Here is a 17465-nt window from a genome sequence, read left to right on the forward strand (position 1 = left end):
TGGCAATGACGACTCTCACCCCAGCATCCGATCAAATCGCTCTCGTAGACTGCGTCTCCTTTTACGCCAACGCGGAGCGCGTCTTCGACCCCACGCTGCATGACCGGCCGACCCTTGTCCTCTCGAACAATGACGGCTGTGTGGTTGCCGCGTGCCCGCTGGTGAAGGAGCTCGATCCTGACATCATGGGCAAGCCGTGGTTCAAGATCCGCGGCTGGTGCCAGGCCAAGGGCGTCGAAGCCAGGTCATCGAACTATGAGCTCTATGGCTCGCTGAGTGCACGGGTTGCCACCATTCTGGGCCGCTTCAGTGCGTGGCAGGAAGTGTATTCGATCGACGAAAGCTGGCTGAAGCTGCGGGGCGCTCCTGAAGAACTCGAATCACGGGGACAGGAGATCCGACGGACTGTCCTCCAGCTGACCGGAATTCCTGTCCGCGTCGCGATCGGTCCCACGAAGACCCTCGCCAAGGTAGCGGCTCTCGGCATCAAGAAAAACCCCGCGTTCAATGGAGTTCTCGATCTCCGGCGGTTTTCGGAGGAGCAGCTTGACCGGATCCTTGACTCCCTCCATGTGACTGACCTCTGGGGCGTCGCCGGGCGTAACGGCAAGCGCCTGGCTGCGCTCGGCATCCACACGGCCAGAGAACTGCGTGACGCTGATGCCAAATGGCTCCGCAAACGGTTCTCCGTCGTCATGGAAAGAACCATCCTGGAGCTGCGCGGGCAAAAATGTATCGGGCTGGAGACCCAGCCGCCGGCTGCCAAGGACCAGCTGATCTATTCCAGGAGCTTCTCGCGCAAGCTTACGGACCCTGACGAGATGCATCAGGTTCTGTCGATCTACGCCCAGCGGGTCTCAGCCCGTCTTCGGGCCCAGGGGTCCGTCGCCGGCGTGCTCTCGGTGTGGGCTTCGACCGGCTGGGCCGACGAAGGAACCGTCCCGCATTCAGCCCACCGGGCTGTTCCGCTGGCCATGCCGACCGATGACCCGATCGCGCTTACGAAAGCTGCCAGTGTGATCCTGCCTGATCTGTTTCCGACCGCCGGTATCCGCTACGCCCGTGCAGGAGTTGTACTCACGGGACTGCGCGCGAGTGACGGCGTTCAGTTCCTACCTGTGTTCCAATCCGAATTCGAAGATCGGGGAGTAGGGAAGGTACTTGACGAAATCACGAGAAAGCTCGGCGCGCAGGCAGTGGGTGTGGGCCTGGGTGGCATGAAGACCCCGCCGGCGTGGGAGATGAAGCGCGCCATGCTCTCGAAGCGCTGCACGACCCACTGGGACGAGCTGCCGGTCGCTGTGGCATAGCGGGGTAAGGGAAGCGCAGGACCTCAACAGCACCCGCGCCGGCAGCAAACTCGAGCAGCGACCTGCCACATTAAAGCGCGGCTTCGAGTTCCTCCGAGGAATACCCGAACATGTAATCCTCATCCTTACCGTGTGAGGCCCAGATCTGAGCTGCATCGTAAACACTCAGCGCCTCGCTGTCGTCATCGTCATCGTCATCTAGACCGTAGCGACACTCAAGGCAGTACATCTCGGAGTAAACAAACTTTTTCACCAGGGGCGTCCCACAGTTGGGGCACGGGGGCGTTTCACCCTCGTAGACATCGATCTCGTCCCAGCTTTTTTCCTTCTTCGCAAGGAAATCAAAGATACCCAAAGGCCCTACCGTCCCAATACGTCCCGCCGAAGCCGTTTCTGATATGACATAAACCGCTGACGACAAGCACAACCGCAATTTTCGACACGGTCAGTATCGCATGCGCCTGTTAGGTACTACCTCCACGCGAGTAAGGCGATACCTGGACGAACTTTGTCTCGGTGCCGCCGGGACCGTAGTGCTGCACGCGCTGGTGCCCGCTGACATTATGCTCGGTCGGAGACTTTCTGCTGGCCTCCTCGCCGATGCCCTCGAAAGCCGCCTCCGTGAACTCAGGGATTTTCTCCCAGACCGCCGCGCTGACCTGCTTGAATGCTTCGGGCGACCTCAGTGTCAACAACGTGACCGCGCCAGCAGCCGCAAGAGCGCCAACGGCGAGACCTGTCTTGAAAGCCGGATGATCCTTGATCCGCTGCCAGCGGGTCGGGCCCTGGCTCATATCCTGCTCGCAGGCTCCGGCGGCCTCAGGGTTGGGCACTTCAATGGGCTCAGACTGGACTGACTTGTCCTTGGGCTGCTGAAGACGTGATGGATTGAGCGGCTGCGCCCGATCGAACGGGCCTTCTTGATCATGACCGGGCACTCAGGCAGTCTAGCCTTTACCGGCAATCCCAGTCTCGCTCCGGTCTTAGGCAGGCTACTCACTGCGCATGCTGTTACTTGACAGCTTTCTCTTCTCCAACGGACAGAGGACGGCCGGGCAGGGCTCTATGCTCAGAGCTATGGAGGTTGAATTGACCATTGAAGATGCCCAGGGCGAAATGATGCGCGTCAGCGCGACAGGCCCCGACTATGGCACCACCCTGGCCGCGGCGAAGGCCAAAATCCCGGAAGGATCCCGGATGATCATCATTCGCGTTCCGGACCGTGAGGTGTAACCGTTTCAGTATGCTCCTCCGCCCGGATACCCTGCTGAATTCACCTGGCCCCTTCCCAGCAAGGTCCTGGTCCGGCCTGAAGCAAGCAGTCCGGAATCAGGAAGCACCAGCCATACAACCAAGACAGCGCCCGTCAAGGTTGGTCATTGCCAGGTCTGGCCACACCAGCAACGGCCCTCTTTGTGTTCCTGGATGACCAGGACCCGTTCCTCGCCGAGCAGAATGATGTCTTCGTAGCTGAGCATGCCTCCAGTGCAGCATCGGTTGCCGACTGCCGATAGGGGAGTCCTGACGTATGTGGAAAACCGCAGGGACGATCAAGCTCGTTCCGGTATGCCCAGCCGCCTCGATCCGGTGGCCTTCAACCTCCGTCCGAACCGGGCCTATCATGAGGGAGGGGGACACGTATTGGCCGCTTGTCGGGACAGGTCATGGCACCACACAACGCGAATAGGCGGGACAACCGCATCCCTGGAATTGCAACATTGCGCCCCGGGCACCGCATCAGGGAAATACGCCAGGACCTCCATGACCGACACCCTGCCCGGGCCCGCTACCAGGTCATTGCTGCGCAGCATTCGGTCGCCGGCGGGGCACCACTTGTGCCCCCGGCCTCGGATGAATACCAGATCCGTCTCTACACGCGGTCCCGCAGCGGAGACGTAAGGGTGCGACTCGCCGCGGTCAGGGAGGCCATAGCAACCTCGCCATATGTCTGGGAGGACCTCGCCGACGATTGCGTGCGGGAATGGGTTGAGCCTTCGATTGAGGACGATGTGCTGTTGTCGGCTGCACTGGTGTCTCTGGGAACTTTGAGCGCCGAGGAACGCCCTTATTTGGGCAAGTTCGTGGTCGAGGAGATCTACGAGATTCTGACAAGTGCAGAAGCGGAATACTGGCACCGGGCCGTATCCGGCAGACGGCGGCACTGACCGAATCAGCCTGGTTCCGAGATCCTAAGCTCTCAGAGCGGACCAAACATTGTTCTTGAACCTATGAAGCATGGGCCTCTCGGCTGAACTCTGCAAGAATCACGGCATGGTCGACCGCACTGCGTCCGATGAGCACTACGTGCTTGACCTGTGCGACGGCGTCCTCGGCATGAGCAGCTGTCGCCAAGCGACGTTCGATTGGCTCCGCGGCGACCCGTCCCCTTTGCGACCCCTCGGCACCAAGCTACCCGTGGACGGCTTTTGGTCCGATCTTAAGCTCGTAGTCGAGTTCCAGGAGGAGCAGCATTCGAAACCGTCACCGTTCTTCGATCGGCGGCAGACCGTCTCTGGTGTCGGTCGCGGCGAGCAACGTCGCCTCTACGACGAACGCAAGCGCCTTCTTATCCCCGAACATGGATTGAAGCTCATTGTGATCGAGAAGTCCGCGTTCATCGTCAAGTCGAAGCGGATCCGGCGCGACCCGACGAGGGACATTGCCGTGGTGCGCGCGCACCTCGGCAATGCGCAGCCAAAACGGCTCTAGTGCCGACGTCGCCATCGAAGTGCTGTGACGCGGACTCCGCTCTGGAATGCTGCCATCTGGGTCTTGCTATGACTTCGGCAGCTTTGTGACCAGGAAAAGAAGAACCGGTGCGAGTATGCACCGGTTCTTCTTTTTTGATCGGTAGAAGCCAATCAACGGCAGGACGAAAAGCCGCGATGGATGAGCCTCAGACGTTGGCGCTGGCCGTGCAGTCCACGAGTGCCGAGGTGAAGTCCTTCGACTTCCAGATCTTCTTGTCCTCGTCCTTCGGCAGGAAGTCCGAGATCGATCCGGCCCCTATTGGTGCGCCGCCGGCGAGGAAGCGCAGCGTCTCCTGCGAGAACCCCGCCTGGAAGACGACGCCCGCCAGGCAAGCGCCCGAGGCTGCATAGGTCTTCTTCTGATCCTCGTTCAGCGCATAGGCGGAGAACGTCGAAACGAGCCCCGCGGTCAGCTGCGAGGAGGAGCTGATGCTCGTGCCCTGGGGCACCGGGAACTTCGGCGTGAGATCCGGCTGCCGGGCTTGGGGGAGCTCCTGTCCCTGATTCGGCGGCACGTAGACCTGATCCTTGCCGTCCTTGCCGTCCTTGCCGTCCTTGCCGTCCTTGCCGTCCTTGCCGGTCGTGGCATCCGGGGCCGGGGTCGGCGGGATCACCGCGTCGACGCAAACGTCGAACTTGTCGCCCAGCTCAGGGGAGAGCATGATCGCGGCGTCCATCGCGCTGACCTCGCGCAGGCCATTTGCCACCGCGGCGATGTCGTCGCTGCCCTTGCCCACGATGTAGGCCTGCGCGGCGTCCGAGAGCTTCTTGTCTTGGGCGGCGCGGACCAGGCACGCGCCGCCGTCGGTGCTCTTGGCCCCGGTGCCCTGGAACACGAGCCGGTCCAGCGCCTTGCCGAGGTCCTCGCTCGTCACCTTCGCCGCGCTGGTGCTCGGGCTCGGCGACGGCTGCGCCGTCTCTGAGCCGGCGGAGCATCCGGCGAGCAGGCTGCCCAGCACCGCCAGTGCGGCGGCGGACAATGCCGCCTTCCTCGTCATCGGGGTCTTCATCGCCATGGCCTCTCCTGTCGGGTCGATGTCTGCGCCGGATGGCACAGAGCCCGCATCCGACTGGTCTTCCAGTACATCTTATCCGATAGACCAATCGAATGGTCTATCGGATGATGCGCGAAGAGCGACACAAAAGACGGCTGACAGAAGGTCTGCGCCAGGCCCTGGCGATGCCTGGTATCGCCAGGGGGCAGCTGGGCTGGGAGGGATCAACGGAGTTGATCCGGACGGGTGCTCGACGCGTCCCGAGCGCGTCACCCGGTCCCTGGGTGGGCCGGGTCGGGACGGCATGCCGCGCCCGGACGACGCCGACCCGAGAGAGGGACTGCCAATGACCCGGACGACTGTGCCGACGGACCTGATGCCGCGCTGCCAGATCGCGGACCCGCAGGTGCAGGAGCACCTGCCGTGCCAGCACCACGAGAGCGGCGGCGTGCAGTGCGAGAACCCCGATCCGCACACGGACGATCACTGGATCTCGGAGCACACAATTTCCCACGCGCTGGCCGGAAACGCCTACGCCTGCACGGCATTCGACCCCGCAGAGCCGGCCCGAGCCGTCCAAGGGCCTGTCCAGACCTACACCGAAAAGCAGATGGTCGACGCGCTCCTGCGCTGCGCCGCGGACCGGGACAGCCTCCCGCGCAACGACTACATCCGCCGCAGACACGACGACGAACCATCCGCGCCGCTGCTGGAGCGCCGGTTCGGCTCCTGGAATGCAGCCCTGGAGAGAGCGGGCCTGAACACCACCGAGCAGCCGCTGCACTTCCAGGGCGCGACCACGAAGTGGACCGAGGAGATGATCCTCGACGCCCTGCGCGAGTGCTGGATCAAGACCGGCTCCATCGCCGTGCTCGCCTACGAGGCCTGGCGCACCGGCGGCACCGACGGCATTTGCCGGACCCATGTCCCGCCGGCGGCCACCATCCGGTTCCGGATGGGCAGCTGGTCGCGGGCCACGCAGCTCGCCGTGGGCTGAGCCGGCGGCCCTGGCGCGGGTGGCTGCCATCCCGCTCATCCCACTGACCGCACACAGACCGAAGGACTCCATCATGACGATCGCCCGCCCCCTCCATGACGTCATCGACGACGCACCGCCGTCGGACGCCATCGCACAGCAGATCCAACTGCAGGCCGCCGCTGCGCTCCTGCCCGAACAGGAGTGGTGCGGCGGCTGCACCCCCGGGGACGATCCGGTGCCCGATGTCGAGGGCGGCATCCCTGGCATGCCGCAGGACGTCGTCCTGCGCACGACGGAGCCGCTGCCGCTGCCCGCGGACTGGAAGGCCGCCTGGGGCCCGGCCCCGCTCTACGACATCGCCTACCTCGCCTGTGGGCACACCGTTGCCCGCCGGGCCTCCTGACCCGGGGCAGGGATGCAGCGACGCAGCGCAGCTGCGCCGGGGGACTCATCGACTGAACCATCGACCAGTGAAGGAGCGTCCCGCTCATGCCCATGACACCACTGCAGAGCTGGGCCCTCATCGTGCTCCTCGCCGTCTTTGTGCTCGGGCTCATCTGCCTCTACGCCGAGGCCGAGGCTGCGCTCCGGCGCAGACATACAGACAAGGTGGCAGCACAGCAGCCGCAGGCCGAGGAGGCAAACAGCTCACTCGTTCCCATTCCTATACCCACCGCCCGCCCGACCCTTCGTCTCATCCAGGGGCAGGGCCAGGGCTCCGCGAGGTCCCGTCGCGGTCCCGCCGAGGTCTACGACTGGGCCCGCCGGGGAATCTAAAGAGACCCCTTCCGGCCCCTGGCCTCCTGCGGGGCTGGGTCAAGACTTCATGCGGCCCACCGCCGCACCACGAACAGCCCCGGGCCGTCGCGAGAAGCGCCGGACACACCGTTCCTGCCGCAGCCCGGCAACGAAGCCACGGCGGCCCGGGGTCAACAACCATTCACCTGCCCGTGCAGGCATCGAAAGCGAGAAGAACCATGGACCAGACCATCGCACCGCCCGTCATCAGGCACAGCGTCGCCGTCGACTTCGGCGTCATCGAGCTCACGGGCACCCTTCAGCACGCCGACGCCCAGCGCAGCCTCATACTCCTGACCGACGAGGCCCCCGAGCGCATCTCGGTGAACCTCGAGGCATATGGCCTCGTAGCCGGCCCGGGGCGGGTGTTCATCAAGGACTGGTCGGAACACGCTGGCCTGGCCGAGCGCCTGCAGGATGCGGGGCTCGTCCGCATTATGCGCTCCGTGACCGTCGGCCCGTTCGCCTCCACCGCCCACGAGGTCGAGGTGACGCTCTGATGGCCGCGGACACCCATGCGCTGAGCGTCCTGAAAGTGAACACCGGCCACCTCGAGAAGATCGAACAGCTCCAGGGGCGGATGCTCGCCCTCGGCGAGGAACAGCTGGAGGTCGAGCGCCGCCAGCTCGAGGCCCAGGACACGCAGAACGTCCTCGCCTGGCTGCAGCTGCAGCAGGCCCAGGGACATACACCCGACCCGACGCTCATGGACCTGGTCCGCCGGCGGCTGCGGATCTGAAGCAGACAGGAGAAACGCCATGGACAACATCATCGAGAGCACCGGAGTCCTCATCACCACTCTTGCCTTCATGATCTGCCTCGCGTGGCTGGGCTGGTTGCTGTTCCGGCGACGGTTCCCGAACCGGGACGGGCAGATCGCGTACCTGGAGGAGGACTACCGGCGGGCCTGCGAGAGCGGAGACGTGGCCGCGGCCGATCAGATCGAGGCCGAACTCTGGGATCTGGGAGCAGCACCGGGCTGGCCTGGGGCCGGGCGTACCGGGTTCGATCAGCGCAGCTGATGCGGGACCCGTGATGCAAGGGCATCTGGGATCAACGCAGTTGATCCGGAAGGAGCACTGAGGAGCGCTCGATCAGCACAGCTGATCCGAGTCTTCATTCGAAAGATCATCGTCTGATCAGCACAGCTGATCCGGATGGGGGTCTGAGAGACAACCGAACACTTCAACTCACCATCGCGCGCGGAGCAGGGACACTGCCCGCGCGTTTCGTGCACAACGAGGAGAAACACTCATGTCGAACCCCCGCAACTCCGCCACCGTCATCGGCCGCCTGACCAAGGACCCGGTCGTCTTCAACAACCAGGACGGCTCCAAGAAGGTCGCGTTCACCCTGATGGCCGACCACAACTACACCGACAGCCAGGGCAACCGCGGCGCTGACGCTGTGCCGGTCGAGGCTTTCGTGCGCGCGACCACCAACGGCATCGGCCCGTTCGCGAGCATCCACAAGGGTGACCTCGTGGCCGTGAACCTCAAGCTGCGCCAGGACCGCTACACCAAGAACGGTGTCGAGGTCTTCGAACTCAAGGCAGTCGTCGAGGACATCACGTTCCTCGAGCCCCGCTCGGTGACCCAGGCCCGCGTGAACGAGCGCGTCGCTGCCGCCGAGGCGCAGAACCAGGCCCTGCAGACCCAGCCGGCTCCGGCTCCCGTCGCAGCCGCTGCCGCACCGCAGCCGGCCGTCGCCAGCGCCGTCCACAGCGAGGAGCTGCCCTTCTCCTGAGAAGCGCGCCCCGCACCCAGCACAACCCACAACTGAATAACAACCGAATAGGCGGCTCACGCACGCCGACAGTCCCCGTCCGAGGAGCCTCGGGCTGCTCGGACGGGGATCTGCTTTCGCTGGCCGCCGTCCTGCCCTGCCCCCAACGTCATCAGCCAAGAGAAGGAGTTCCGCCATGCAGATCGTCGCCGACGCGACCGTCGAGGCCACCGATCACGACCAGGCCCTGCACGCAGGGCTCACCGCCGTCGTCGGCTCGGTGATCACCGACCACCCCGGACCGGATGTCGAGGCCATGGTCGACGACGTCGTCACCGCCGTCATCCAGAAGCTGCGCCTTCACGCCAGCCAGGTCTTCGTCGCCGATCACGGCGGCACCCGCCCCGTGGAGCGCTTCCGCACCGTCACCGGGCGGATGGACCTGGAGGACCCGGAATGAGCCTGGTCCAGCAGCTCGAGCCCGCCGCCGAGGTCCAGCCGGCTGCCGGGCTTCCCGCGGCGGCGCGGATCCTCGCCGAGACGTATCCCCGGATCGTCGACTTCGACCCCAGTGGGATGACGATCGAAGAAGTGCACTACTTCCTCGGTGAGTCGGCTGCCGTAGCCTTCTTCCAGTTCCTGGTCCTCACCAAGCGGTGCAAGGCCGCCGTCGGGATCCGGCGCTGAGAGCTTCCGTGCAGAGCGGTTCGATCCCTCCGTGGCTCCGGCCCCACCAGCGCCCCGCGCGCCCTGCCCTGCCCTCCCGGCAGCAGCGGCGTGGCGGGGCGCTGTCTTTTCGTTCAGGTTTCGTTCGTGGCCTGTGTGGAGGGGATCGGCACAGCCGATCCGGATCTGACGACGAAGGACAACGTCCCCGTCCTGCCACACTTCACTGGAGGTCCGCCATGTCTGGTCTCAGCTGCCCCAACGATGGCGCGCCGATGGAGTCCGACGCCCCCGCCACGGCCCGCGAACGGGCCGGCCGGCGCGGTTGCGCCTGCACCCACACCTGCCCGGAGTGCGGCTACTCCGAGATCCGCTGATCACCACCCATCGACCGAGGAGGGGCCATGTCGACCTCCGTGCAGCACCGTCATCACCGCAACCACGACCACACCCTCACCGGCTTCCTGTCCGCCGTCGCAGCGGTCTTCCAGGAGCTGAACGCCGCCGACGACGCCGACGAGCTCGAGCGCCACGTCGGCTGGGTCTCGCACTCGTGCGAGCCGGACTACCAGGTGCTCGTCGAGCTGATCGGCCCCGCGCCGGGCCTCGCCCTGCAGCTGGTCATCGACCTGGACATCGACTCGACGGTCGCCTCCGCGCAGATCGTCGGCACGGCCGATGACGAGTCGTTCACGACGGACGTCGAGGTCGGAGTCCGGTTCCTGTCCCATCTCGTCGAGCACCACCTCGCGCCAGCGGCCAGGCCGTGCGACGGCTGCACGGCTCCGGACTCTCTGCGGGCACCGACCTGGAAGTGAGTGGCGAACGGCTCCTCGTCCCTTTCCTCACAACCCCTCGCCGGCTCCTTCCCGGAACCGGCCCACGGCGCTCTAGCTCAGCGGCAGAGCACTCGGCGTTCTGACTGCCCGCGGTTCGATTCCGCATCAATCCCTGGTCGGGCAGACCCAGGCTACAGGCCCGTTGCAGGGCGACGCACGAGAGGTCACGGGTTCGATCCCCGTGAGCGCCACAGACCCAGGGTCGTACAGGCCCGCGCGATCCATCAGCTGCACCAGCCAGGAGGGCAATGCCATGACCGACACCATCACCCCCGCCTTCCTCGACATCGTCAAAGACGGCGGTCCTGCGGTCCAGGAGGCTCTGTTGCGCTCGACCGAGCGCCACCGCATCCTCGGCGGCAAGAGCGCCCGGATGCTGCGCCGGGGCGACCGGGTCGCGCTGCGCGACCTGAACCCTGATCTGGATGGCGGCACAGCCGTCGTCGAGCAGGTGCGGCCCTCGGTGGGCAGCACTGTCCACATCCTCACCGTCGGCGGTGAGGCCCACCTCGTCCGCGGCTCGCGCCTCGTGCTCGTCGCCCGCGGACCGGAACAACCCTGACCAGCAAGGAAACCGCCATGTACACCGGACCCATCAGCAACGGCATGCTGCTCGGCATGACGCACAAGGGACGCAGCGCATTGATCCGCGAGCTCAGCCCGGACGTGCGCCGCAAGCTCGCACACATCGCCTCGCTCGGTGCCGAACAGGAGACCAGGAAAGCCGCAGAGCACTTCGACGCTGGCCGGCGTGTCTGGGCCGGTAACAGGCTCGACCACGCCCAGTCACTGAGCCGGCTCGCTGCTGAGCTCACGGGCGAGCCCGACGGCGTCTTCATCGTCGAACCCATCGACTCCGGATCCGTCGCGGCAGGCAACTGATCTCTCTCACTGGACCCCTGGCACCGAGCGCATCGCTCAGGGCCGGGGGTCCTGTCTTTCTCTTTCCGGAACAGCCAGCACAGCTGGCTCGGGCGTGCCCGTGGAGAAGCACGCCTGCCACCCCGGCCAGAGCGCCCGACGACCACTCCAGCAAGGAAACCCCACCATGAAGCGCACCCCCTCCGGATCTGTCTTCGGCGGCCTCATCGCCGCCGTGCTCTGTATCGTCACGCTGACCGGCTGCGAGGACCTGCCGAAGGCCCCCGGCGTCCCGAGTACGCCGTCCACCAGCATTGCGGCAGCCCAGGACCCGGGACAGGTGTCCTCTGGCAAACCGGCGAGCGTGGAGACCAAAGTCATCCGTGTCATCGACGGCGACACCGTCGCCGTGCTGCCGGTGGCCGGCCTGCTCGAGGCGACCGACAAGCATATCGGGATCCCCGAGCACACAGTCAGGCTCCTGGGCATCGACGCGCCCGAAATGAACTATCACAAGGATGCCGAGCCCGAGTGCGGCGCTAGGGCCGCCACTGATCATCTTGGCGGCATCCTGCCGCAGGGCATGCCAGTGACCATCGAGTACGACCCCGGGGCAGACAGAACTGACCGTTATGGCCGTTCTCTCGCCTACGTCATCACACCGGCCCACAACGATGCCGCGCGACAGCAGGTCACCGACGGCTACGCCATGCCCTGGTTCCCCAAGGGCGAGCCGGAGCCCCAGCGGATCCCCGAGTACCGCACGGCGGCTGACAACGCCGTGGCACTGCAAGCCGGTGCGCACTCACAGTGCTCCTCCATCGGCCGCGGCTGAGCTGCTGCACTTACAGACTACGAACCAGGAGAACCACATGCCCATCCCTACAGCACCCTCTGAGCTGGACGAACTCCAGGTCGGCGACAAGGTCCTCGTCAAGAGGGTCCTCGACCACCCCGCCTGGATGAAGCAGGTCCCGTGCGATCCCCGCAATGGCTCCACCGCGAAGTACGTCCGCGACCCGCAGGTCGTGGAGGAGCTGGGGGTGAGCTGCGTGATGGACCGCCGGGCGGTACCCGCGATCGCAGCTGCCGGCAACTGGCCAGGACGTGAGGCGCACACGCTGGTCCGCCTGCCCAACGGCTTCTGGTACGACTGCGCCACCGGCCTGCAGGACGGGTCCGGATCCACGCGCATCGAACGCATGCACTGAGCCTGAACAGAGCCCGGCACGGGGGAGAGCCCCTGGTGCCGGGCTCGTCTCTTTCCTGGCGGCTCGTCAGATCGGCACAGCCGATCCGGATCTGGACTCGAAGGAGACACCCGCTCTTTCCTGACCAGAAGGAGCAGCACGATGAGCCACGACGACCAGAAGTGCAGCCTGGCCCAGCTGGAGCGGGCGCTCGAGGTGCTCGACGGAAAGCTGAAGCGCCTGGGGCTGAACGCCCCGGTGCAGATCCGTGCGATCGGCGGCTTCGCGCTCATGAAGTACGGCATCCGTGCTGCGGACCGGGCATTCACCGTCGACATCGACAGCGTCACCGGCGATTTCGCGCCAGAGGTCATGGCGGCAATCCATGAGGTGGCCGACGAAATGAACCTGGAGCGCGACTGGATCAACAACGACAACGTGATGGACGGTGACGACGCTGAGCTCGTGGCCTCGATATACCAGGCGCGCTGGATCGACGACGACACAGCGTACGAGTGCATCAGGCTTCAGCTGGCCAGTGTCCCCACGCTGACCCGCGCCAAGATCATCGCCGCGGACACCGCGGAGTTCTCCGGCCGTGCACAGGACCTGCCGGATCTCCTGGAATTGCTCCGATTCCAGGGCATCACCACCGCTGCCCGGTTCGATGCTGCTTACCCGGATCCCTACGACGAATACCCCGCCGCCCGCGAGGCCGTGCACGAGCACTTCGCTGCGGACAGGACGTTCGCCTGAAGAAGACCCCACCGTCAGAGCGCGTGCTCCGGCGGTGGGGTCTCTTTTTTGTGTCCGTGGTTTACTGCTGGCCGGAATCTTCGGAGTTACCTCCGTCGTCGATGTCCTTCAGCCGCTGTTCCAGCCGGGTTGCGTGGGCCTCTTTGACTTTCCGGTAAACCTTGACGCCACCTGCAATGACCAGACCTGCAGCCGCCAAGACCCCCGCGGCGATCAGGTCCTCTGTACGCGCATCCTGCTTGCCTGCGTGGTAGCCCTTGCCATAGACCGCGCTTCCCGCCACGAATCTCTCCCTTTGTTGAATTTTGAACTCCGCCGAAAGCCTATCCCAGGGTGCGTGGAGGGGTTGTGACGATGCTGCGGATCATCCGCGTTTTGCCGGCGCGGGGTTGGAACCTTGTTGTTGTTCTTCTTCATCTTCGATTCTCAGGTGCAGCCAGCGGTGGTGACAGCGGAGCTGTCACGGAGGAGTCATCGACGAAGGACGGCCTGCAGTGCAGCGCCGTGCCCCACAGGATTCCGAGGAGAACCGCCATGAGCACCATCGCCGCACCCATGCAGGACGCGCTGCCATTCGACTTCGGCTCTGATGTGCTGGTCGTCAGCGCGCCCGTCTACGGCGAGCAGGCCCGCCAGGCCGACCGCGAGCTGTGCCAGCGCTACGTCACCGGATGGTGCGGCACGGCATTCACGGCGGACGGCACACGGGCAGAACGCGCCGAGACTACCTTCACGGATTTCCAGGCGGCCGCCCGCCGTCTGGCAGAGGGCTGAGGAACCAGCGCAGCTGATCCAGGTCCGGCATCGAACAAACGACTTCATCAAACAGGAGGGGATCACCGTGTCCACTGCCACCACTTCCGAGCCCGACCTCGACGCTGAAGCTCAACGCGTTGCCGCCGTCCACCGGCTCGCCACGAGCAAGGCCTTCTACCCGGAGCTGCGGCGTGCCGAGGCTCAGGCCCGGGTCCCGCTCGCCGCCGCCGTCATAGCAATGGACGAGGTCGAGGACCGCATCGCCGCCGGCGAGAAGATCCACTCACTCTACGAGCAGGCTGCAATCGAACGGGCCAAAGACGCCTACGCCCAGGCGCTGGCTGATCTCGTCCGCGGCGAGTCCAGCGTTGAGGCTGACCCGTTGACTTCCCAACCCATGAACCAGGAGCACTGATCACCATGTCCTTCCTCGAGAAGATCGGATTCGTCGAGACCGCCGAGCAGGAGGCCCAGCGCCTCGCGCAGTCGCCCGAGGGCTCGGCCAACCACGAACTGTCCAAGCTGCCGGTCACCATCGAGCAGTGGCCCCAGGACCTGCTCATCGAGCTGCCCTGGCACGCCACCGAGCGGGGCTCAGGCCACCGCGTCGTCGTGGTGCCCATCGAAAACCGCGGCGAGGCCCGCACCGAGGGCGAGGAAGAACCCCGTCCTCGCAAGCGCCACGCTGGTTGGTGGAACTGCGCGGTCGTCGCCAGCGACCACCCCAGCTACCCGGTCGGCGGTTACCGGCTGAGCATCCCCGCTGCCGAGCTCGCCCGCGGCAAGCGGATCGAGCTCTGAGAGAACACATCCCACGACGAAGGAGCGTGAACCACCATGCCTGACACGATGCAGACCACCGGCCGCCGCGAGCGGATCCTCCGGAGTGTCGGCAGGGCGCTCCTCGTCACGGGGATCGTGCTGAACGTCCTCGCCCTGCTGCCCGCGATCGCAGCCAGCGCCTGGACCGGCCACTGGACGGCGAGCGTGGTGCTCGTGGTCCTGTCCGGTGCTGTCTGGGCTGCTGGACTTCCGGGCCTGAAGACCTGGGCTGCCCGGCTACGCCGTCACAACGACACCCAGCCCAGCCAGCACCAATGACCAGTCGCCCTGCCTGATCCCACCAGAGCCCCGGCTCCTGCGCTCCGGCGCGGGGCCGGGGCTCTCACTCTGTCTCTGAGGCGGGTCCACGCGCTGCGGGGCAGCGCCTGGTGTTTTGCAACAGCAAGAGAACCATCCCGAACAAAGGAAGAGCCATGACCACCCTGACCACGACGCGTATCCCGCTCAAGCAAATGGACCCTGCGATGCTCGTGTTCGAACTCGAGCGGGAGATCCAACACCTCATGCCCGGCACCACGAACACGGAGCTCGTGACCCGCGCAGCTGCGACGGCCTCGTTCCTGCACCGGAAGCAGACCCGCTTCATCAGGGGAGACATGCCTCGCGTGCCGTACATCGAGCATCCGCTGCGCGTGGCGTTGCGCCTCCTGCGCTGGGGCGTCACCGACGCTGAACTGATTGCCGCAGCACTGCTGCATGATGTCGTCGAGGACTGCAGCAAAGAGCTGCTTGCTGCTTTCGGCCAGCCGGGTGAGGATCCCCTGGGCTGCCTGGCACGGCTGTACGGCCGGCGCGCCTCGGTGCTCGTTGGTGCGGTGACCACCCCTAACGGCAGCACCTCCTATGAGGAGCACCTCACGCGGCTTGCCAACTCCGGTTCCCGGGCGCTGCTCATCAAGGCCAGCGACCTGAAGGACAACGCCGGTTCGATCCGGCACCAGCTCGGCCACGGCCAGGATTCGCGCATGTACCGCATGCTCTTCAAGTACATGCCGGCCGTCGAGATCGTCGGAGCAGGTCTGCGCCGTTCGCTCTGCTGCCCTGCGACCCAGCAGTGCACCATGGCCGCCATCGCCGCGATGGAAGATCTCAGCCACGATCTCGCAGCCCTGTCGGCCGAGCATGGCATCGATTGACCATCCTGTTGACCTGGATCACCAGCACCGCAAAGACCTCCCTGGCGCAGCATCAGCTGCCGCCGGGGAGGTCTCTTTTTCGCCCGCGCTGTGCCTGCCGGGCGCTACGGCATGTTGTCCACCGGCAGCAAAGAGATGCCGATGAGGTCCACAGCTCCGGTGAGGACTCCGCCGAGCAGGAACACCAGCCCGGAGACCACCATCACGAGCACGGCGAAGACTACAGGTCGGTCCTCGTGCAGCTGCTGGAGCCGTGCGACGATGCCCGAGGGCTTCTCATAGGTCTGACGCTGGTCCTTCTTGGGTCCGTCGTGGGTCTCGTCGTGGTCGGTCATGGTATTGATCCCTCCTGGGGTGGGCTGTGGTCTGTTGTTGGTCGATCAGTGGTCTCTTTCGGGGCTTCCTGTGGTACCGCTCAGCACTGTGAGCGGTACCACAGGAAGCAGTACGCGATCGGCAGCCTGCACGCATCATCTCGATGCCGACCGCAAGCCTCTCGGGACCGGGCCACGAATGCATGATCGTCACGCCGCGGCCTTGCTGCGCTTGCCCTCGGGCTTCTGGACCTCGACGGCCTTCGCCGCCAGGTACAGGCCCTCGCGGTTCAGGTGGCGCGAGTACGCGGCGTCGAGGTAGAGCACCGGGATGCCGCCGGCGGCCTTCTGCAGGACAGTGCGCAGGATCTCCTTGATCGGGCCCGAACCGCCGCCGTAGACGTACACCACCTCGGTGGTGCCGCCGACCTCGGCGAGGACGTCCTCGAAGCGTGCGCCGATCTCCTCGGCCAGGTACTCGGCCTCCTCGTCGACGTAGCCCTTGGCGCGGTCAAACCTGCCCTGGAGGAATACGCTGGGCTCCTGCTGCAGGAAGTCGGCCAGCGCCTTGCGGTTCTTGAACCTCAGGTCCTTGTCTCCGCTGGTGCTCATGCGGTCCAGCGCGTTCGTCAGCGCGGTGCCGTAGCCCTGGTCCAGCGTGCTGGCCGCTTCGGAGTTGAACGCGCCGTCGGTGAAGACGGGGAAGTTCACGGTGCCCTCGCCGACGTCGACGCCGACGGTGTTGCGCACACCGACCAGCAGCTCGGCGGTGACACCCTGCAGGCGCGCGGCCTCCTCGGGGTCCGAGGCCCGAAGATCGTCCAGCAGAGCCTGCGCCAGCGGCGCGCCCTTGTCGGTGATCGCGAACTGCGCGGACGCGCCCTCGGGCAGGACCTGCACATCCTCGAACTGCAGGCGCACGGTGACCGGCGTGGAGAAGTTCTTCACGGTCACCAGGTGCACCGTGGGGTCGGCCGCGCCCAGGAGTCCCGCGAACTGGGCAGCATAGGCGCTGCGGCGCTGCACGTACTCGGCAATCGGCAGAGCCAGGCCTGCGCGCACCGTGGCGCGCAGCTCGCGGTCCGGCAGCGCGCCGTGCTCGCGGACATAGTCGCGCAGGGCCTTGGCGGCGAAGACGCCCAGGACGAGCACCGAGCTCAGTTCCTGGTCGGCCTTCGAGCGGGATCCGACGACCTCGAACTGCGTGAACTTCGACCCAGGGGTGCTCAGTGCCGCGCGGCCGAAGGTGCGCAGGTCCGAGTGCCCGATCAGGGGAGTGGTGAACGAGGCGGCGACGCGGTTGTAGAAGTCGTCCTCCACCACGATCTTGAAGGCATCCGAGTCAGCCTCGGGCACCTTGGGCGTGGAGCGCGAGGTGCTCACCACGGCAGAAGGAAGGTCGATCGTGTCAAAGACCTCCTTGCCGTGGACCTCGCCGCGGATGACGCCCTTGACGTATCCGTTGCCGACGTCGATGCCGCCGGTGAGCTGGATGGTCTTCTCGGCGGTGCGGGTGTTGCTCATGGTTGTGTCCCTCTCGGTCAGGA

32 protein-coding genes and 1 tRNA gene are annotated in these 17465 nt (G+C 65.6%); 27 read left to right on the forward strand and 6 right to left on the reverse strand.

Annotated elements, in window-relative coordinates:
• Positions 1 to 5: 5 nt before the first annotated feature.
• Positions 6 to 1310: a Y-family DNA polymerase gene (locus tag QRN04_RS06375; RefSeq protein WP_133830792.1), complete on the forward strand. Its 1305-nt coding sequence runs from the start codon at positions 6 to 8 to the stop codon at positions 1308 to 1310.
• Between the two features lie 70 nt (positions 1311 to 1380).
• Here the strand turns inward: QRN04_RS06375 and QRN04_RS06380 are convergent, their stop codons facing one another.
• Positions 1381 to 1665, reverse strand: a complete 285-nt coding sequence (locus QRN04_RS06380; RefSeq protein WP_139126767.1) for a hypothetical protein — start codon at positions 1663 to 1665, stop codon at positions 1381 to 1383.
• Between the two features lie 109 nt (positions 1666 to 1774).
• A complete protein-coding gene (locus QRN04_RS06385; RefSeq protein WP_133830791.1) occupies positions 1775 to 2248 on the reverse strand; it encodes a hypothetical protein in 474 nt (157 codons plus the stop codon).
• A 139-nt stretch (positions 2249 to 2387) separates the two neighbouring features.
• On the opposite strand from QRN04_RS06385, the gene QRN04_RS06390 reads away from it, so the two are divergent.
• From QRN04_RS06390 to QRN04_RS06405, 4 genes are all read left to right on the forward strand, one after another.
• The gene (locus QRN04_RS06390) at positions 2388 to 2543 is read left to right on the forward strand and encodes a hypothetical protein (RefSeq protein ID WP_284975261.1); all 156 of its coding nucleotides are present in this window, start codon (positions 2388 to 2390) and stop codon (positions 2541 to 2543) included.
• A 146-nt stretch (positions 2544 to 2689) separates the two neighbouring features.
• Positions 2690 to 2824: a hypothetical protein gene (locus QRN04_RS06395; protein ID WP_284975262.1), complete on the forward strand. Its 135-nt coding sequence runs from the start codon at positions 2690 to 2692 to the stop codon at positions 2822 to 2824.
• A 150-nt stretch (positions 2825 to 2974) separates the two neighbouring features.
• Positions 2975 to 3475: a hypothetical protein gene (locus QRN04_RS06400; RefSeq protein ID WP_133830790.1), complete on the forward strand. Its 501-nt coding sequence runs from the start codon at positions 2975 to 2977 to the stop codon at positions 3473 to 3475.
• Positions 3476 to 3581: 106 nt separating this feature from the next.
• Positions 3582 to 4019: a hypothetical protein gene (locus QRN04_RS06405; protein ID WP_133830789.1), complete on the forward strand. Its 438-nt coding sequence runs from the start codon at positions 3582 to 3584 to the stop codon at positions 4017 to 4019.
• A gap of 187 nt (positions 4020 to 4206) precedes the next feature.
• Here the strand turns inward: QRN04_RS06405 and QRN04_RS06410 are convergent, their stop codons facing one another.
• Positions 4207 to 5076: a hypothetical protein gene (locus QRN04_RS06410; protein WP_284975263.1), complete on the reverse strand. Its 870-nt coding sequence runs from the start codon at positions 5074 to 5076 to the stop codon at positions 4207 to 4209.
• A gap of 325 nt (positions 5077 to 5401) precedes the next feature.
• Here QRN04_RS06410 and QRN04_RS06415 point away from each other — a divergent pair, with 325 nt between their 5' ends.
• The 17 genes from QRN04_RS06415 (at position 5402) to QRN04_RS06495 (ending at position 12869) form a co-directional block, all read left to right on the forward strand.
• A complete protein-coding gene (locus tag QRN04_RS06415) occupies positions 5402 to 6052 on the forward strand; it encodes a homing endonuclease associated repeat-containing protein (RefSeq protein ID WP_284975264.1) in 651 nt (216 codons plus the stop codon).
• A 19-nt stretch (positions 6053 to 6071) separates the two neighbouring features.
• Entirely contained in the window at positions 6072 to 6437 is a 366-nt protein-coding gene (locus QRN04_RS06420) for a hypothetical protein (protein WP_284975265.1), read from the forward strand.
• Positions 6438 to 6523: 86 nt separating this feature from the next.
• Positions 6524 to 6811: a hypothetical protein gene (locus tag QRN04_RS06425; RefSeq protein WP_133830787.1), complete on the forward strand. Its 288-nt coding sequence runs from the start codon at positions 6524 to 6526 to the stop codon at positions 6809 to 6811.
• Between the two features lie 200 nt (positions 6812 to 7011).
• Entirely contained in the window at positions 7012 to 7332 is a 321-nt protein-coding gene (locus QRN04_RS06430; RefSeq protein WP_284975266.1) for a hypothetical protein, read from the forward strand.
• Positions 7332 to 7571, forward strand: a complete 240-nt coding sequence (locus tag QRN04_RS06435) for a hypothetical protein (RefSeq protein WP_133830785.1) — start codon at positions 7332 to 7334, stop codon at positions 7569 to 7571. Before QRN04_RS06430 ends, QRN04_RS06435 begins: the two co-directional genes overlap by 1 nt.
• A 19-nt stretch (positions 7572 to 7590) precedes the next feature.
• On the forward strand, positions 7591 to 7854 hold the full coding sequence (locus tag QRN04_RS06440) for a hypothetical protein (RefSeq protein WP_133830784.1): 264 nt from the start codon (positions 7591 to 7593) through the stop codon (positions 7852 to 7854).
• A 232-nt stretch (positions 7855 to 8086) separates the two neighbouring features.
• Positions 8087 to 8578 (forward strand): single-stranded DNA-binding protein, encoded by a 492-nt coding sequence (locus QRN04_RS06445; protein WP_021473537.1) that lies wholly within the window; start codon positions 8087 to 8089, stop codon positions 8576 to 8578.
• Positions 8579 to 8753: 175 nt separating this feature from the next.
• Positions 8754 to 9017: a hypothetical protein gene (locus QRN04_RS06450; protein ID WP_133830782.1), complete on the forward strand. Its 264-nt coding sequence runs from the start codon at positions 8754 to 8756 to the stop codon at positions 9015 to 9017.
• Positions 9014 to 9244, forward strand: a complete 231-nt coding sequence (locus QRN04_RS06455; protein WP_056387625.1) for a hypothetical protein — start codon at positions 9014 to 9016, stop codon at positions 9242 to 9244. Before QRN04_RS06450 ends, QRN04_RS06455 begins: the two co-directional genes overlap by 4 nt.
• Positions 9245 to 9462: 218 nt before the next feature.
• Positions 9463 to 9600, forward strand: coding sequence for a hypothetical protein (locus QRN04_RS06460; RefSeq protein ID WP_156783993.1), 138 nt, complete (start codon positions 9463 to 9465; stop codon positions 9598 to 9600).
• A gap of 27 nt (positions 9601 to 9627) precedes the next feature.
• On the forward strand, positions 9628 to 10041 hold the full coding sequence (locus tag QRN04_RS06465; RefSeq protein ID WP_056387620.1) for a hypothetical protein: 414 nt from the start codon (positions 9628 to 9630) through the stop codon (positions 10039 to 10041).
• Positions 10042 to 10107: 66 nt separating this feature from the next.
• Positions 10108 to 10253: transfer RNA gene (locus tag QRN04_RS06470), tRNA-OTHER, on the forward strand.
• A gap of 62 nt (positions 10254 to 10315) precedes the next feature.
• Positions 10316 to 10624: a hypothetical protein gene (locus QRN04_RS06475; RefSeq protein ID WP_071416397.1), complete on the forward strand. Its 309-nt coding sequence runs from the start codon at positions 10316 to 10318 to the stop codon at positions 10622 to 10624.
• A gap of 17 nt (positions 10625 to 10641) precedes the next feature.
• Positions 10642 to 10944: a hypothetical protein gene (locus tag QRN04_RS06480; protein WP_056387614.1), complete on the forward strand. Its 303-nt coding sequence runs from the start codon at positions 10642 to 10644 to the stop codon at positions 10942 to 10944.
• 166 nt (positions 10945 to 11110) lie between these two features.
• On the forward strand, positions 11111 to 11758 hold the full coding sequence (locus QRN04_RS06485; protein ID WP_284975267.1) for a thermonuclease family protein: 648 nt from the start codon (positions 11111 to 11113) through the stop codon (positions 11756 to 11758).
• Positions 11759 to 11795: 37 nt separating this feature from the next.
• On the forward strand, positions 11796 to 12134 hold the full coding sequence (locus QRN04_RS06490; RefSeq protein ID WP_056387609.1) for a hypothetical protein: 339 nt from the start codon (positions 11796 to 11798) through the stop codon (positions 12132 to 12134).
• A 141-nt stretch (positions 12135 to 12275) separates the two neighbouring features.
• A complete protein-coding gene (locus QRN04_RS06495) occupies positions 12276 to 12869 on the forward strand; it encodes a hypothetical protein (RefSeq protein ID WP_133830778.1) in 594 nt (197 codons plus the stop codon).
• A 61-nt stretch (positions 12870 to 12930) separates the two neighbouring features.
• Here QRN04_RS06495 and QRN04_RS06500 read toward each other — a convergent pair whose 3' ends face one another.
• A complete protein-coding gene (locus QRN04_RS06500; RefSeq protein ID WP_056387604.1) occupies positions 12931 to 13152 on the reverse strand; it encodes a hypothetical protein in 222 nt (73 codons plus the stop codon).
• A 251-nt stretch (positions 13153 to 13403) separates the two neighbouring features.
• Here QRN04_RS06500 and QRN04_RS06505 point away from each other — a divergent pair, with 251 nt between their 5' ends.
• From QRN04_RS06505 to QRN04_RS06525, 5 genes are all read left to right on the forward strand, one after another.
• Positions 13404 to 13643, forward strand: a complete 240-nt coding sequence (locus QRN04_RS06505; protein WP_133830777.1) for a hypothetical protein — start codon at positions 13404 to 13406, stop codon at positions 13641 to 13643.
• A gap of 67 nt (positions 13644 to 13710) precedes the next feature.
• Positions 13711 to 14040 (forward strand): hypothetical protein, encoded by a 330-nt coding sequence (locus QRN04_RS06510; protein ID WP_284975268.1) that lies wholly within the window; start codon positions 13711 to 13713, stop codon positions 14038 to 14040.
• Positions 14041 to 14045: 5 nt separating this feature from the next.
• Positions 14046 to 14426, forward strand: coding sequence for a hypothetical protein (locus QRN04_RS06515; protein ID WP_133830775.1), 381 nt, complete (start codon positions 14046 to 14048; stop codon positions 14424 to 14426).
• A gap of 36 nt (positions 14427 to 14462) precedes the next feature.
• Positions 14463 to 14726, forward strand: a complete 264-nt coding sequence (locus QRN04_RS06520; RefSeq protein WP_056387596.1) for a hypothetical protein — start codon at positions 14463 to 14465, stop codon at positions 14724 to 14726.
• A 155-nt stretch (positions 14727 to 14881) separates the two neighbouring features.
• Positions 14882 to 15604, forward strand: coding sequence for an HD domain-containing protein (locus QRN04_RS06525; RefSeq protein WP_133830774.1), 723 nt, complete (start codon positions 14882 to 14884; stop codon positions 15602 to 15604).
• A 104-nt stretch (positions 15605 to 15708) separates the two neighbouring features.
• Here the strand turns inward: QRN04_RS06525 and QRN04_RS06530 are convergent, their stop codons facing one another.
• Both QRN04_RS06530 and QRN04_RS06535 read right to left on the reverse strand, forming a co-directional pair.
• Complete coding sequence (locus QRN04_RS06530; protein WP_133830773.1) at positions 15709 to 15939, reverse strand: hypothetical protein; 231 nt, start codon at positions 15937 to 15939, stop codon at positions 15709 to 15711.
• 189 nt (positions 15940 to 16128) lie between these two features.
• Entirely contained in the window at positions 16129 to 17442 is a 1314-nt protein-coding gene (locus QRN04_RS06535) for an acetate and sugar kinases/Hsc70/actin family protein (protein ID WP_133830772.1), read from the reverse strand.
• Positions 17443 to 17465 lie beyond the last annotated feature (23 nt).

This window comes from Arthrobacter sp. efr-133-TYG-104 (genome assembly GCF_030208915.1).
In the GTDB taxonomy this organism is placed as follows: Bacteria; Actinomycetota; Actinomycetes; order Actinomycetales; family Micrococcaceae; genus Arthrobacter.

What these genes read in the sequence shown, in the direction of transcription:
- QRN04_RS06375 (WP_133830792.1), top strand. Translation starts at nt 6, where the DNA reads ATGACGACTCTCACCCCAGCATCCGATCAAATCGCTCTCGTAGACTGC.
- QRN04_RS06390 (WP_284975261.1), top strand. Translation starts at nt 2,388, where the DNA reads ATGGAGGTTGAATTGACCATTGAAGATGCCCAGGGCGAAATGATGCGC.
- QRN04_RS06400 (WP_133830790.1), top strand. Translation starts at nt 2,975, where the DNA reads ATGGCACCACACAACGCGAATAGGCGGGACAACCGCATCCCTGGAATT.
- QRN04_RS06405 (WP_133830789.1), top strand. Translation starts at nt 3,582, where the DNA reads ATGGTCGACCGCACTGCGTCCGATGAGCACTACGTGCTTGACCTGTGC.
- QRN04_RS06410 (WP_284975263.1), bottom strand. Translation starts at nt 5,076, where the DNA reads ATGGCGATGAAGACCCCGATGACGAGGAAGGCGGCATTGTCCGCCGCC.
- QRN04_RS06415 (WP_284975264.1), top strand. Translation starts at nt 5,402, where the DNA reads ATGACCCGGACGACTGTGCCGACGGACCTGATGCCGCGCTGCCAGATC.
- QRN04_RS06425 (WP_133830787.1), top strand. Translation starts at nt 6,524, where the DNA reads ATGCCCATGACACCACTGCAGAGCTGGGCCCTCATCGTGCTCCTCGCC.
- QRN04_RS06430 (WP_284975266.1), top strand. Translation starts at nt 7,012, where the DNA reads ATGGACCAGACCATCGCACCGCCCGTCATCAGGCACAGCGTCGCCGTC.
- QRN04_RS06435 (WP_133830785.1), top strand. Translation starts at nt 7,332, where the DNA reads ATGGCCGCGGACACCCATGCGCTGAGCGTCCTGAAAGTGAACACCGGC.
- QRN04_RS06440 (WP_133830784.1), top strand. Translation starts at nt 7,591, where the DNA reads ATGGACAACATCATCGAGAGCACCGGAGTCCTCATCACCACTCTTGCC.
- QRN04_RS06445 (WP_021473537.1), top strand. Translation starts at nt 8,087, where the DNA reads ATGTCGAACCCCCGCAACTCCGCCACCGTCATCGGCCGCCTGACCAAG.
- QRN04_RS06450 (WP_133830782.1), top strand. Translation starts at nt 8,754, where the DNA reads ATGCAGATCGTCGCCGACGCGACCGTCGAGGCCACCGATCACGACCAG.
- QRN04_RS06455 (WP_056387625.1), top strand. Translation starts at nt 9,014, where the DNA reads ATGAGCCTGGTCCAGCAGCTCGAGCCCGCCGCCGAGGTCCAGCCGGCT.
- QRN04_RS06460 (WP_156783993.1), top strand. Translation starts at nt 9,463, where the DNA reads ATGTCTGGTCTCAGCTGCCCCAACGATGGCGCGCCGATGGAGTCCGAC.
- QRN04_RS06465 (WP_056387620.1), top strand. Translation starts at nt 9,628, where the DNA reads ATGTCGACCTCCGTGCAGCACCGTCATCACCGCAACCACGACCACACC.
- QRN04_RS06475 (WP_071416397.1), top strand. Translation starts at nt 10,316, where the DNA reads ATGACCGACACCATCACCCCCGCCTTCCTCGACATCGTCAAAGACGGC.
- QRN04_RS06480 (WP_056387614.1), top strand. Translation starts at nt 10,642, where the DNA reads ATGTACACCGGACCCATCAGCAACGGCATGCTGCTCGGCATGACGCAC.
- QRN04_RS06485 (WP_284975267.1), top strand. Translation starts at nt 11,111, where the DNA reads ATGAAGCGCACCCCCTCCGGATCTGTCTTCGGCGGCCTCATCGCCGCC.
- QRN04_RS06490 (WP_056387609.1), top strand. Translation starts at nt 11,796, where the DNA reads ATGCCCATCCCTACAGCACCCTCTGAGCTGGACGAACTCCAGGTCGGC.
- QRN04_RS06495 (WP_133830778.1), top strand. Translation starts at nt 12,276, where the DNA reads ATGAGCCACGACGACCAGAAGTGCAGCCTGGCCCAGCTGGAGCGGGCG.
- QRN04_RS06505 (WP_133830777.1), top strand. Translation starts at nt 13,404, where the DNA reads ATGAGCACCATCGCCGCACCCATGCAGGACGCGCTGCCATTCGACTTC.
- QRN04_RS06515 (WP_133830775.1), top strand. Translation starts at nt 14,046, where the DNA reads ATGTCCTTCCTCGAGAAGATCGGATTCGTCGAGACCGCCGAGCAGGAG.
- QRN04_RS06520 (WP_056387596.1), top strand. Translation starts at nt 14,463, where the DNA reads ATGCCTGACACGATGCAGACCACCGGCCGCCGCGAGCGGATCCTCCGG.
- QRN04_RS06525 (WP_133830774.1), top strand. Translation starts at nt 14,882, where the DNA reads ATGACCACCCTGACCACGACGCGTATCCCGCTCAAGCAAATGGACCCT.
- QRN04_RS06530 (WP_133830773.1), bottom strand. Translation starts at nt 15,939, where the DNA reads ATGACCGACCACGACGAGACCCACGACGGACCCAAGAAGGACCAGCGT.
- QRN04_RS06535 (WP_133830772.1), bottom strand. Translation starts at nt 17,442, where the DNA reads ATGAGCAACACCCGCACCGCCGAGAAGACCATCCAGCTCACCGGCGGC.